Origin of the sequence: Streptomyces sp. NPDC006012 (genome assembly GCF_042871185.1) — a bacterium.
In the GTDB taxonomy this organism is placed as follows: domain Bacteria; phylum Actinomycetota; class Actinomycetes; order Streptomycetales; family Streptomycetaceae; genus Streptomyces.
The window spans coordinates 22,721-36,467 of record NZ_JBIAIE010000044.1 but is presented as its reverse complement, the minus strand read 5'-3'; the positions used below and the strand labels follow the sequence as shown (position 1 = coordinate 36,467).

Sequence of the window (13,747 nt, the reverse complement as noted above, 5' to 3'; positions counted from 1 at the left end):
GAGCCGGGAGCCGGGAGCCGGGAGCCGGGAGCCGGGAGCCGGGAGCCGGGAGCCGGGAGCCGGGAGCCGGGAGCCGGGAGCCGGGAGCCGGGAGCGACGACGGTGATGGGAGCGACGAGGGCGGCGGGCGGCCCTCAGTCCCAGGAACCCACGGCCGCGGGGAGCTGGGCCAGATCCGTCAGGTCCTGGGAGGTCAGGGCCAGCGACGGTGCCTTCGCGTTCTCCGTCACCCAGCGCTCCCGTTTGGCACCCGGCACCGCGATCACGTGCCGGCCCTGCGCCAGGGTCCAGGCCAGGGCCACCTGGGCCGGCGTGACGTGCTCGCCGTGCCGCCGGGCCACCCGGCGCAGCCCGGCGACGATGGGCTGGTTGGCGGCCATCATCTCGGCCGTGAAGCGGGGATGGCGGGCCCGGACGTCGTCCGGTTCGAAGCCCTCGCCCGGGGTCAGCGTGCCGGTCAGGAAGCCATTGCCGAGCGGCATCGCGGCGAGGAAGCCCACGCCGTGCGCCGCGCACCACGGCAGCAGCGCCTCCAGCGCGTCGGGCGACCACACCGACAGCTCGGCCTGCACCGCGCTCACCGGGAACACCTGCTGGACGCGCCGGAGCTGGCGCAGGGTCGCGTCGTGCAGCCCCGCACCCGAGCGGCGCCCGCCCCGCGCACCCACCGCGCACAGGCCCAGCGCGCGGACCTTGCCGGCCCGCACCAGCTCCGCCATCGCGCCCCACGTCTCCTCGACCGGAACCTCCGGATCGGCGCGGTGGAGCTGGTACAGGTCGATCACGTCGGTCTGCAGCCGGCGCAGCGACGCGTCACACGCCCGCCGCACGTACCCCGGGCGGCCGTTGGCCACGATGTGCTGCTCGCCCACCAGCAGACCGACCTTGGTCGACACGAACGCCTCAGTGCGCCGCTCCTTCAGCACCCGGCCGATCAGCAGCTCGTTGGTGAACGGGCCGTACATGTCGGCCGTGTCCAGGAGCGTGGAGCCCAGGTCCAGGGCCCGGTGCACCGCCCTCACCGATTCGTCCCCGCGCTGCCGCGACCCGCTGTACGCCCAGGTCATCGGCATACAGCCGAGACCGACGGCCCCCACCGCGAGTGCCCCCGCGCCGATCGTCCTGCGCTCCACCTGCTCGTGAACCTCCCTCTCGGGCCCCCAACCTAACCTCTGCCTCCGCCGAGCCTGACATAGCCTCGGGACCATGACTGCAGACGTATGGCTGCCCATCCCACCGGAGGAGATCGAGGGGCTTCCCGACGGGCCCCACTACCTGTTCTGGAACGGGGAGGAGAAGTTCCCCGCGGACCCCGCCGACTGCGCCTTCTACGTCGTCCCCTACATGCAGCCCAGCGACCTGTGCGTCCGTCCGATGCGGGACATGGGCACCGTGCAGGTCGTACAGACGATGTCCGCGGGCGTCGACCACGTGCAGCCGGGCCTTGCGCACCTGCGTCCGGGCGTCCGGCTGTGCAACGCGCGGGGGGTGCACGAGGCGAGCACGGGCGAACTGACGGTGGCGCTGATCCTCGCTTCGCTGCGCGGCGTCCCGGACTTCGTGCGCCGCCAGGACAGAGGGGAGTGGCGTGGCGGGTTCCACCCGGCCCTGGCCGACAAGACCGTGCTCATAGTCGGTTACGGTTCCATCGGTGCGGCCATCGAGGACCGGCTCGCGCCCTTCGAACTCGCGCGGGTGGCGCGCGTTGCGCGCTCCGGGCGCACTTCGGAGCACGGTCCGGTGCATCCGTTCACCGAACTGCCCGCTCTGCTGCCCGAAGCGGACGTCGTGATCCTCTCCACGCCCCTGAACGAGAGCACACGGGGCCTCGTCGACGCCGGCTTCCTCGCGCGGATGAAGGACGGGGCGCTGCTGGTGAACGTCGCCCGCGGACCCGTCGTCGACACCGCGGCACTGCTCGCGGCGCTGGAGAGCGGCCGCATCACCGCCGCCCTGGACGTGACGGACCCCGAGCCGCTGCCGCCGGACCACCCCCTGTGGCAGGCGCCCGGAGTACTGATCAGCCCGCATGTGGGCGGCGCCACGTCGGCTTTCCTGCCGCGCGCCAAGCGGCTGCTGAGGGACCAGTTGACCCGTTTCGTGAACCGGGAGCCGCTGCGCAACGTGATCCTCACGACGGGCTCCGCGGGTTCGGCGGGCCCTGCGGGTTCCGTCGGCTCCACCGGGTCCACGCGCGCGTGACGGCCTACGTAGCAGTCGCGTAATCCGTTTCCGGTACCCTCCGCAGTTTTCCGGACGCGCGGGGTGCCCGAATCTCACTGTTCGTCACTGAGCGTAGAGGTGCTATGTCCCTGAGTGACGAGACTGGTGTATCGTCCCGACAGGGGCTGCGCCGCGCACCGTTCGGCGCCGGGGATGGACATTTCAGAGATGTGAGGGGGGCGACGGGCGATGCACGGCCTATGGACGAACGATCCGACGCGGCGGGGCCGCCGACGACCCTGGCGCACGGCCGCGCACAGACGCGGCCACCACACCAGCCATCACCGCAGGCACAGCGGGCCCACCCGGCCTGTCCACCAGGACCCCCGGGACCCGGGAACCACACGGACCCGGAGGGTCCGGTGACCTCGCCGCCCACGGTGACGACCACCACCCGGCCCGGGTCGCTGCGGATGCAGCGACCGGCAGGGGCGCCGCTGCCCCGTCCGCCTGCCGTCGGCGGCGGGATCAGCATGGTCCATCAGCTTGTTCTGGCCCTGTTGTGCGCGGGCTACGCCGTCGGTTCCGCGCTCGACTGGGGTTCGAGCGAAATCGCGCTGATCATGGGTGACTTCGGGCTGGCCGCGGCGGCGGGCACCGCCGCGGTCTCGTGTCTGCTCTACGCCCGCAGCCACCGTGTCCGCTTTCGGCCTGCCTGGATGCTGTTCGCCCTCTCCTCGGCGATGGTGGCTTTCGGCAACGTGGTCTGGGGGTGGTACGAGGTCGTGCTGCGCCGGCCCATGCCGAGCCCCAGCTTCGCCGACCTGTTCTTCCTGTGCTTCGCGCCGCCCGCGATCGTGGGCCTGCTGGTCCTCGCCAAACGGCCGGTGTCGAGAGCGGGCTGGATCTGCCTGACGCTGGACGCCTGGCTGATCGGCGGTTCGCTGCTCACCCTGTCGTGGAGCCTCGCGCTGGCGCAGGCCGCCAGGTTCGACGGGCCGAGCGTCGCGCACACCGCGCTGTCGCTGGCGTATCCGCTCCTCGACATCGCCCTGGTCAGCATGGTGCTCGCGCTGCATTTCCGGCGATCGCCGGGCAACCGGACGGCGGTCAACACGGCGATCGGCGCGCTTGCCCTGACCGTGATGTGCGACGCGCTGTTCACCTCGCCGCTGCTGCACAGCAGTTACCGTTCCGGGCAGCTGCTCGACGCGGGCTGGTTCGCCGGTTCGCTGCTGCTCGCCTACGCCCCCTGGGCGGCACCCCCGCGCCCGGGCCAGTCCGAGCCCGAGCGGGCCTGCGGCGATGCCCACGCGCGCGTGGGCGATCCGTATCCGCCGGGGCATCGGTACGCCGACCATTCGTACCAGCCCGTACCCGGCCAGGGCGGCGAGCACAGCCGGTATCCGGCCGGCCGGCCGCTCACCGGCTCCCTGGCCGCACTCACCCCGTATCTGGCCGCCGCGGTGTGCACCCTGGGCATCCTGTACAACGTCCTCAACGGCCGCAGCCCCGATCACGTGGTGCTGGTGACGGCCGGCTGCGTGGTGCTCGCGCTCGTCGTGCGGCAGGGCATCATGCTGCTCGACAACATCACCCTCACCCAGGAACTGGCGCAGAAGGAGAACCACTTCCGCTCCCTGGTGCAGGGGTCGAGCGACGTGATCATGATCGCCGCGCCCAACGGAACCCTCCGGTACGTCTCCCCGGCCGCCGCCGGGGTCTACGGACGACCGGCGGACGACCTGATGGGCAACGAACTGGCCATGATCATCCACCCCGACGACCTGGGCTGCGTGGTGCACGAGGTGCGCCGGTTCCTCGCCGCCAGCCCCCTGGAAGAACCGACCACCCGCATCGAGTGCCGTTTCAGGTCCGGCGACGGCGGCTGGCTCAATGTCGAGTCGACCGTCAACCGCCATCACGGCGGCCTCATCTTCAACAGCCGTGACGTGACCGAAAGAGTGCGCCTGCAGGCACAGCTGCAGCACAACGCGGAACACGACCCGCTCACCGACCTGCCCAACCGCGCGCTGTTCACCCGGCGTGTGCAGCAGGCGCTGTCCGGTCGCCGTGTCTCCGACCGCGCCGCGGCCCTGCACGGCACGGCCGTGCTCTTCATCGACCTCGACGGCTTCAAGGCCGTCAACGACACGATCGGCCACCAGGCCGGGGACGAACTGCTCGTCCAGGCGGCCCGCAGACTCCAGGAGGCGGTCCGGCAGTCAGACACCGCATCCCGGCTGGGCGGCGACGAGTTCGCGGCCCTGATCATCGGGGACGGCACCCGCGACCGCGGCGCCCGGGAGCACGACATCCTGGAGCTGGCGGACCGGCTGCGGGGCACCCTCTCGCAGCCCTATCTGATCGACGGCAACGATGTCCGGGTCAACGCCTCCATCGGCGTCGCGTTCGCCGAACCGGGCCTCGGCGCGGGCGAACTGCTGCGCAATGCCGACCTGGCGATGTACCGCGCCAAGTCGGCCGGAAAAGGCCGTGTCGAGCTGTACAAGCCGCAGATGCAGCAGGACGTCGTACGGAAGGCGGAGCTGGCCACCCGGCTGCGCGCCGCGCTGCACGACGGCGAGTTCACGCTGCTGCACCAGCCGGTGGTGTGCCTGGGCAGCGGCCGGGTCATGTCGGTCTCGGCCCAGGCGCGCTGGCGCTCCTCCCAGGGGGTGCTGTTCACACCGGCCGAATTCCTGCGGGTGGCGGAGGGCGGCGACCGTACCTCGGAACTGGACCGCTGGGTCCTGGAGGAGGCGGTGGCCCGGGCCGCCGAGCGGGCGGCGACCGGACTCGCCGTACCCGTGGCGGTGCGGATGACCGCGCGGCGGCTGCTGGACCGGTCGATGCCGCTCGGTTCCGTGGAGGCCCTGCTGACCCGGCACGGGCTGCCCTCGGGCTCGCTGCTGATCGAGCTGGCGGACACCGATGCCCAGGTCAGCGTGGACGAGCTGGAGCGTCGGCTCGGCGCGCTCAGGAGGCTGGGCGTGCGGATCGCGCTGGACGGCCTCGGCAACGGCAACGCGGCGATCACGGCCCTGCGCAGACTCCCCGTCGACGTGCTGAAACTCGACCGCAGCCTGGTCGAGGGCATCGTCGAGTCCGCGCGGCAGCACAAGATCACCAGTGGGCTGCTGCGGATCGCCGCCGACCTCGGGCTGCAGTCCGTGGCCGAGGGCGTGGACCGTCCGGAGCAGGTCGTGGCCTTGCGTGCCATGGGCTGTACGCATGGGCAGGGCCTGGCCTTCGCCGAGCCGCTGGACGAGTTCCGGCTGCGCCGGGCGCTCGGATCCGGCCCCTATCCGGTGCCGCACGGACCGGCCGAACCGGCGTTCGCGGGCGCTCTGCGGGAGCCGTCGGGCCGTGTCGGCGTGGAGAGCGGGGGAGCGCTCAGACCCGAAGGGCTGAGCACGGTGGTGACCTCGGCCCCGACGGTTGTGCCGTGAAAGCGAACGAGATGTGGGGAGGCGGGCGCAGGTGTACGCGCGGATGTACACAGGACGTGCGCCCGCCGTCCCCTGCGGAGTACGGGCCCTCGCTCACATAATGAGACTCCCGTCCACTTACTTGACACGTGGTGCGTGCCGGAGGGAGGGTCGGTGCCATGCGCACCCGAATTCTCGTACTTGGACAGCGCGTCGGCTGAACTGGGATCCACCGGAGACGATCCGGAACCCCCAGCGACCTCACCGGCGCGCTCCCCTCGCTTGCCTTACGGCACGAGGGGTTTTTTGTTGCACGGGCACCCGCCGTACAGCAGACCAAAACCGCACAGACCTCGCAAAAAACCCTCAGCATCGAGAAGAGATTGCCGATGACCGAGCAGGCCACCGGGGCCCATCATCCGCAGCCGCGGCCCCGTTCCGGAGGACATCAGTCCGCGACCGTCGAGCACGTCACGGGCGCGCAGTCCCTCATCCGCTCGCTTGAGGAGGTCGGGGCCGACACCGTATTCGGCATCCCCGGCGGTGCGATCCTGCCCGCCTACGACCCGCTGATGGACTCCACCCGGGTCCGCCACGTGCTGGTCCGCCATGAGCAGGGAGCCGGACACGCGGCCACGGGGTACGCGCAGGCCACCGGCAAGGTCGGCGTCTGCATGGCCACCTCGGGCCCGGGCGCGACCAACCTGGTCACACCCATCGCGGACGCCAACATGGACTCCGTGCCGCTGGTCGCGATCACCGGTCAGGTCGCCTCCAAGGCGATCGGCACGGACGCCTTCCAGGAGGCGGACATCGTCGGCATCACCATGCCGATCACCAAGCACAACTTCCTGGTCACCAAGGCGGCGGACATCCCGCGGGTGATCGCGGAGGCATTCCACATCGCCGGCACCGGCCGGCCCGGCCCGGTCCTGGTCGACATCGCCAAGGACGCCCTCCAGGCGCAGACCACCTTCTCCTGGCCGCCGGTCATGGACCTGCCCGGCTACCGCCCGGTGACCAAACCGCACGCCAAGCAGATCCGCGAGGCGGCCAAGCTGATCACCGCCGCCCGGCGGCCCGTCCTCTACGTCGGCGGCGGCGTCGTCAAGGCCAAGGCCACCGCCGAGTTGAAGGTTCTCGCGGAACTCACCGGAGCGCCCGTCACCACCACCCTGATGGCGCTCGGCGCGTTCCCCGACAGCCACCCCCAGCACGTGGGCATGCCGGGCATGCACGGTGCGGTCACCGCCGTCACCGCGCTGCAGAAGGCCGACCTGATCGTCGCCCTCGGCGCCCGCTTCGACGACCGCGTCACGGGCAAGCTGGACAGCTTCGCCCCGCACGCCAAGATCGTCCACGCCGACATCGACCCCGCGGAGATCGGCAAGAACCGCGCCGCCGACGTGCCGATCGTCGGGGACGCCCGCGAGGTCATCGCCGACCTGGTCCAGGCCGTGCAGAAGGAGCACAGCGAGGGCCACGCGGGCGACTGCACCGCCTGGTGGAACGACCTCAACCGGTGGCGCGAGACCTACCCGCTCGGCTACGACCAGCCCGCGGACGGTTCGCTCTCCCCGCAGCAGGTCATCGAGCGCATCGGACAGCTGGCACCCGAGGGAACGATCTTTGCCGCGGGCGTCGGCCAGCACCAGATGTGGGCGGCCCACTTCATCCAGTACGACAGGCCCGCCGGCTGGCTGAACTCCGGCGGCGCCGGAACGATGGGCTACGCGGTGCCGGCCGCGATGGGCGCCAAGGCCGGCCGGCCCGAGCGTCCGGTCTGGGCGATCGACGGCGACGGCTGTTTCCAGATGACCAATCAGGAACTGACCACCTGTGCCCTGAACAACATCCCGATCAAGGTCGCCATCATCAACAACGGCGCCCTCGGGATGGTCCGCCAGTGGCAGACGCTGTTCTACAACCAGCGCTACTCCAACACCGTCCTGCACTCCGGCCCCGGCGCGACGGGCAAGGAGCCGAGCAGCGGCACCCGCGTCCCCGACTTCGTCAAGCTGTCGGAGGCCATGGGCTGCTACGCGATCCGGTGCGAGTCCCCGGAGGACCTGGACAAGGTCATCGAGGAGGCGAACTCGGTCAACGACCGTCCGGTCGTCGTCGACTTCATCGTCCACGAGGACGCGATGGTCTGGCCGATGGTCGCCGCCGGCACCTCCAACGACGAGATCATGGCCGCCCGGGACGTCCGCCCCGATTTCGGCGACAACGAAGACGACTGAGCGAGGAAGACCAGACATGTCCAAGCACACGCTCTCCGTCCTGGTGGAGAACACGCCGGGCACCCTCACCCGGATCGCCGCCCTGTTCTCCCGCCGCGGCTTCAACATCGACTCGCTCGCGGTCGGCGTCACCGAACACCCCGACATCTCCCGCATCACCATCGTCGTGGCGGTCGAGGAGCTGCCGCTGGAGCAGGTGACCAAGCAGCTCAACAAGCTCGTCAACGTCCTGAAGATCGTCGAACTGGAGCCGACACAGGCCGTCCAGCGGGAACTCGTGCTGGTCAAGGTGCGCGCCGACAACGAGACGCGCTCGCAGATCGTCGAGATCGTCCAGCTGTTCCGCGCCAAGACCGTCGACGTCTCCCCGGAGGCCGTGACCATCGAGGCCACCGGGTCCGGCGAGAAGCTGTCGGCCATGCTCAAGATGCTGGAGCCGTTCGGCATCAAGGAACTGGTCCAGTCCGGCACCATCGCGATCGGGCGCGGCGCCCGCTCGATCACCGACCGCTCGCTGCGCGCCCTCGACCGGTCGGCGTGACCCGGTGACCGGCCCGGTCCCGACCGGGCCGGCACAACGGCGCATTCGGGTGGTCGGGTGACACCGGCCGCCCGTATGCCGAGACCCCGAACCGTCCCGTCCCCCACCGTCATACGGTGGGAGCAATACCTGCACACCAAGGAGAGAACCCAAAGTGGCCGAGCTGTTCTACGACGCTGACGCCGACCTGTCCATCATCCAGGGCCGCAAGGTAGCGGTCATCGGCTACGGCAGCCAGGGCCACGCACACGCCCTGTCGCTGCGCGACTCGGGTGTCGACGTCCGGGTCGGCCTGCACGAGGGCTCCAAGTCCAGGGCGAAGGCCGAGGAGCAGGGCCTGCGCGTGGTGACCGTCGCCGAGGCCGCCGCCGAGGCCGACGTCATCATGATCCTGGTGCCGGACCCGATCCAGGGCCAGGTCTACGAGGAGTCCATCGCGCCGAACCTGAAGGACGGCGACGCGCTGTTCTTCGGCCACGGCTTCAACATCCGCTTCGGCTTCGTCAAGCCCCCGGCCGGTGTGGACGTGTGCATGGTCGCCCCGAAGGGCCCGGGCCACCTGGTGCGCCGCCAGTACGAAGAAGGTCGCGGCGTCCCCTGCATCGTGGCCGTCGAGCAGGACGCCTCCGGCAACGGCTTCGCGCTGGCCCTGTCGTACGCCAAGGGCATCGGCGGCACCCGCGCGGGTGTCATCAAGACGACCTTCACCGAGGAGACCGAGACCGACCTGTTCGGTGAGCAGGCCGTGCTCTGCGGCGGTACGGCCGCGCTGGTCAAGGCGGGCTTCGAGACCCTGACCGAGGCGGGCTACCAGCCGGAGATCGCCTACTTCGAGTGCCTGCACGAGCTGAAGCTGATCGTGGACCTCATGTACGAGGGCGGCCTGGAGAAGATGCGCTGGTCGGTCTCCGAGACCGCCGAGTGGGGCGACTACGTCACCGGCCCGCGGATCATCACCGACGCCACCCGCGCCGAGATGAAGAAGATCCTGGCCGAGATCCAGGACGGCTCGTTCGCCAAGAACTGGATGGACGAGTACCACGGCGGCCTGAAGCGGTACAACGAGTACAAGAAGCAGGACGCCGAGAACCTGCTCGCGACGACGGGCAGCGAACTGCGCAAGCTGATGAGCTGGGTGAACGACGAGGAGTAGGCAGCACGCACGGGGCCGGGGCGGATCGCTCCGGCCCCGTTGCCCATCCCGTCCGGCCCCGGACGGGTGATCCTTCCGCCAAGGCGCCGAGCGGACCTGGTCTCGCTACTACACTGCTGGACAACAACGCGTCAGGCCCACAGTGTCGTGCGTCTACCGCGGCTAGCCCCCTCCTCCGCCTGCGGCCGTCGGGACGGCCGTCCGCACGCTCCCCCATAGCTGTCAATGCATGGGAGGTGCCCCCAGACTTGTGAGGACCTCACGTGAGCTCGAAACCTGTCGTACTCATCGCCGAAGAGTTGTCGCCCGCGACCGTGGACGCGCTCGGCCCCGACTTCGAGATCCGTCATTGCAACGGCGCGGACCGAGCCGAACTGATCCCCGCCCTCGCCGACGTGGACGCGATCCTGATCCGCTCGGCCACCAAGGTCGACGCCGAGGCGATCGCCGCCGCGCACAAGTTGAAGGTCGTCGCACGAGCCGGCGTCGGCCTGGACAACGTCGACGTCTCCGCCGCCACCAAGGCCGGCGTGATGGTCGTCAACGCCCCCACGTCCAACATCGTGACCGCGGCCGAGCTGGCCTGCGGTCTGATCCTCGCCACCGCCCGCAACATCCCGCAGGCCAATGCCGCGCTGAAGAACGGCGAGTGGAAGCGCAGCAAGTACACCGGTGTCGAGCTGGCCGAGAAGACCCTCGGCGTCGTGGGTCTGGGCCGCATCGGCGCGCTCGTCGCCCAGCGGATGTCCGCCTTCGGGATGAAGGTCGTCGCCTACGACCCCTACGTCCAGCCCGCCCGCGCCGCCCAGATGGGCGTCCGGGTGCTCTCCCTGGACGAGCTGCTCGAAGTGTCCGACTTCATCACCGTGCACCTGCCGAAGACCCCCGAGACCCTGGGGCTCATCGGCGAGGAGGCGCTGCACAAGGTCAAGCCGACCGTGCGCATCGTCAACGCGGCGCGCGGCGGCATCGTCGACGAGGAGGCGCTGTACGCGGCCCTGAAGGAGGGCCGGGTGGCCGGTGCCGGCCTCGACGTGTACACCAAGGAGCCGTGCACGGACTCCCCGCTGTTCCAGTTCGACCAGGTCGTGTGCACCCCGCACCTCGGCGCCTCCACCGACGAGGCCCAGGAGAAGGCGGGCATCGCGGTCGCCAAGTCGGTGCGGCTGGCCCTCGCCGGTGAGCTGGTCCCGGACGCGGTGAACGTGCAGGGCGGGGTCATCGCCGAGGACGTCAAGCCGGGTCTGCCGCTCGCCGAGCGCCTCGGCCGGATCTTCACCGCGCTCGCGGGCGAGGTCGCCGTCCGGCTCGACGTCGAGGTGTACGGCGAGATCACCCAGCACGACGTGAAGGTGCTGGAGCTGAGCGCCCTCAAGGGCGTCTTCGAGGACGTCGTCGCCGAGACGGTGTCGTACGTGAACGCGCCGCTGTTCGCCCAGGAGCGGGGCGTCGAGGTGCGGTTGACGACCAGCTCCGAGTCGACGGACCACCGTAACGTCGTCACCGTGCGCGGCACGCTCGCGGACGGTGAGGAGGTGTCGGTCTCCGGCACGCTGGCCGGCCCGAAGAACGCACAGAAGATCGTCGCCGTCGGTGAGTACGACGTAGACCTCGCGCTCGCCGACCACATGGTGGTGCTGCGCTACGAGGACCGTCCGGGTGTCGTCGGCACCGTCGGCCGCATCCTCGGCGAGGCGGGCATCAACATCGCCGGGATGCAGGTCTCCCGGGCGGGCGTCGGCGGGGCGGCGCTGGCCGTGCTCACCGTGGACGACACGGTCGCGCCGGGTGTGCTGACCGAGGTGGCCGAGGAGATCGGGGCCACGTCGGCCCGGTCCGTGAACCTGGTCTGAGCCGGCCTCCGGGCCCGGAACCCCTTGCGCGGGAGCCGAACCGGGCTCAGCGGCAAGCGCCGGGCGGGCCGACCCCTTGGTCGGCCCGCCCGGCGCTTTCATGTCGGCTACGCGTCGGCCGTCCGGCTCCCGCGCAGTGCCACCGCCGCGGCCACCGCGGTCACCGCCAGCAGCGCGGCGCCCACCCCGGCAGCCGCCTGCATCCCGTGGGTGAACGCCTCCCGCGCGGTCGCCGCCAGGGCCTGCCCCGCGCGCCCCGGCCACTGGCCCGCCACGGCCAGCGCGCCACCGAGCGTCTCGTGTGCCGCGGCGGGGGCCGAGTCCGGGATCCCATGGCGGTAGACGCCGGTACCGATGGAACCGAGCACCGCCATCCCGAGGGCGCCGCCGAACTCCGCGCCGGTCTCCAGCAGGGACGAGGCGGAGCCCGCCCGCTCGGCCGGAGCGGTGCTGAGCGCCAGGTCGGTCACCAGGGACATGACCATGACGATGCCGGAGGCCAGGACCCCGCAGGCGGCCAGGACCAGCCACAGCGAGTCGGCGCCGGTCAGGGACAGCAGGCCGTAGCCGGCCGCCGAGATCGCGAAGCCCGCCGCCACCACGTGGGCCCGCTCGACGCCCCGCTGCACCAGGGCCGCCGCCAGTGGGGCCGCCGCGCCGATCGGCACCGAGGGCAGCAGCGCCCACAGGGCCGCCTCCATCGCGCTCTTGCCGAGGACCGCCTGTAGGTACTGCGTGGTGAAGTAGGCCGAGCCCATGATCCCGAACGAGGAGACCAGGTTCAGCAGGACTCCGGGGGCGTAGCCGCGGGCGCGGAACAGGGCCGGGGAGATCATCGGGGACGCCGCCGTGCGCTGCCGGCGGACGAAGAGGAACGCGAAGACCAGGCCCACCGCGATCGACGCGCCGTACTGGACGTGCCAGCCCTGTGACGGGATCTCCTTCAGGCCGTAGACCACGGGCAGGACCGCGGCCATCGACAGCGGGACGCTCAGCCAGTCGAAGCGGCCGGCCTCGGGGTTCTTCGACTCGGGCAGCAGGAACGGGCCGAGGAGCAGCAGCAGCGCCATCGCGGGCAGGTTCACCAGGAAGACGGAGCCCCACCAGAAGAACTGGACCAGGACGCCGCTGAGCACCGAGCCGAGCGCGATGCCCGCCGTCATCACACCGGACCACAGGCCGATCGCCTTCGCGCGCTGCGCGGGATCGGTGAACATGGTGCGGACCAGGGCCATCGTCGAGGGCATCAGGGTGGCGCCGCCGATGCCGAGGACCGCGCGGGCAGCGATCAGCGTCTCGGTGCTGTCCGCGTACGCCGCCACCAGCGAGGCGGCACCGAAGGCGGCGGCGCCGCACAGGAGCAGCCTGCGGCGGCCCACGCGGTCGCCCAGCGAGCCCATGGTCATCAGCAGGCCGGCCAGGACGAAGCCGTAGATGTCGAAGATCCACAGCTGTTGGGTGCCGCTCGGTTCGAGGTCCGCGCTGATCGCCGGGACGGCGAAGTAGAGGACCGACACGTCCATGGAGACCAGCAGCAGCGGCAGCATCAGCACGCCGAGCGCGGTCCATTCGCGGCGTCCGGCGCGGGTGGCCTCGGGCCGGGGCGGTGTCGTCGTGACGGGGCTCGTCGGAATCGTCATGGCAGAGGAATGTACGCACGTCTTACACGCTTGTCTAGAACGCTTGTATAAACCGTTTGTCTAGGACGGTTGTATGGATCGGCGGTAGGGTGACCGCATGGGACACCGAGAGGATCTGCTGGAGGGCGCCAAGCGCTGCCTGCTGCAGAAGGGGTTCATGCGCACCACCGCGCGCGACATCGTCAAGGAGTCGGGGACCAACCTGGCGTCCATCGGCTACCACTACGGTTCGAAGGACGCGCTGCTTGCGCAGGCCTATGTCGCGCTCGTCGAGGGGATGTCGGACGCGTTCGAAGGGGGCGCGGCGGATCCGCTGCCGGGTGCGCCGGGCTCGCTCGAACGGTTCCGCGCGGTGTGGGCGAACGTCATCGACACCATGCGGGAGCCCGGCTCCGTCTGGCGGCTCAGCATGGAGGTCATCACCTGCGAACTCCCCGAGGTGCGCGACCATCTCGCCCGGGCCCAGCGGGAGGGCGGGCGCGGCCTGGTCGCCTTGCTGACGGACGTTCCGGAGGACGAGGTCGACGACGCGACGGCGGACACGCTCGGCCGGTTCTATCTGACGCTGATGACGGGCCTGATCGCGCAGTGGACCTTCGACCCGAAGACCGCCCCGGACGCGGACGCGGTCACCGAGGGCCTGCGGCAGATCATCGAGGCCGCCGCGCGGACGTGACCGGGACGCGGCCGCCGGGGGCACCGCCGGCCGTCCGCGGTCCGCGG

At 70.9% G+C, this 13,747-nt stretch carries 9 protein-coding genes; 7 read left to right on the top strand and 2 right to left on the bottom strand.

The window, feature by feature from the left end:
* Positions 1-134: 134 nt before the first annotated feature.
* Positions 135-1,133, bottom strand: a complete 999-nt coding sequence (locus ACFYPJ_RS37680; protein WP_389026417.1) for an aldo/keto reductase — start codon at positions 1,131-1,133, stop codon at positions 135-137.
* Between the two features lie 73 nt (positions 1,134-1,206).
* On the opposite strand from ACFYPJ_RS37680, the gene ACFYPJ_RS37675 reads away from it, so the two are divergent.
* The 6 genes from ACFYPJ_RS37675 to serA all read left to right on the top strand — a co-directional run bounded on the left by ACFYPJ_RS37675 (position 1,207) and on the right by serA (position 11,384).
* Positions 1,207-2,202, top strand: a complete 996-nt coding sequence (locus ACFYPJ_RS37675) for a 2-hydroxyacid dehydrogenase (protein WP_389026415.1) — start codon at positions 1,207-1,209, stop codon at positions 2,200-2,202.
* A 383-nt stretch (positions 2,203-2,585) separates the two neighbouring features.
* Positions 2,586-5,615: a putative bifunctional diguanylate cyclase/phosphodiesterase gene (locus ACFYPJ_RS37670; protein WP_389026413.1), complete on the top strand. Its 3,030-nt coding sequence runs from the start codon at positions 2,586-2,588 to the stop codon at positions 5,613-5,615.
* Between the two features lie 368 nt (positions 5,616-5,983).
* Complete coding sequence (locus ACFYPJ_RS37665; RefSeq protein ID WP_389026411.1) at positions 5,984-7,837, top strand: acetolactate synthase large subunit; 1,854 nt, start codon at positions 5,984-5,986, stop codon at positions 7,835-7,837.
* Positions 7,838-7,853: 16 nt separating this feature from the next.
* Complete coding sequence (ilvN, locus tag ACFYPJ_RS37660) at positions 7,854-8,378, top strand: acetolactate synthase small subunit (protein WP_389026409.1); 525 nt, start codon at positions 7,854-7,856, stop codon at positions 8,376-8,378.
* A 154-nt stretch (positions 8,379-8,532) separates the two neighbouring features.
* Positions 8,533-9,531: a ketol-acid reductoisomerase gene (gene ilvC / locus ACFYPJ_RS37655; RefSeq protein ID WP_389026407.1), complete on the top strand. Its 999-nt coding sequence runs from the start codon at positions 8,533-8,535 to the stop codon at positions 9,529-9,531.
* 263 nt (positions 9,532-9,794) lie between these two features.
* Entirely contained in the window at positions 9,795-11,384 is a 1,590-nt protein-coding gene (gene serA, locus ACFYPJ_RS37650; RefSeq protein WP_389026405.1) for a phosphoglycerate dehydrogenase, read from the top strand.
* 107 nt (positions 11,385-11,491) lie between these two features.
* Here serA and ACFYPJ_RS37645 read toward each other — a convergent pair whose 3' ends face one another.
* Positions 11,492-13,024 carry an MFS transporter gene (locus tag ACFYPJ_RS37645; RefSeq protein ID WP_389026403.1) on the bottom strand — a complete coding sequence of 511 codons (1,533 nt, stop codon included), beginning with the start codon at positions 13,022-13,024 and terminating at the stop codon, positions 11,492-11,494.
* Between the two features lie 97 nt (positions 13,025-13,121).
* Here ACFYPJ_RS37645 and ACFYPJ_RS37640 point away from each other — a divergent pair, with 97 nt between their 5' ends.
* Entirely contained in the window at positions 13,122-13,700 is a 579-nt protein-coding gene (locus ACFYPJ_RS37640) for a TetR/AcrR family transcriptional regulator (RefSeq protein WP_389026401.1), read from the top strand.
* Positions 13,701-13,747: the final 47 nt, after the last annotated feature.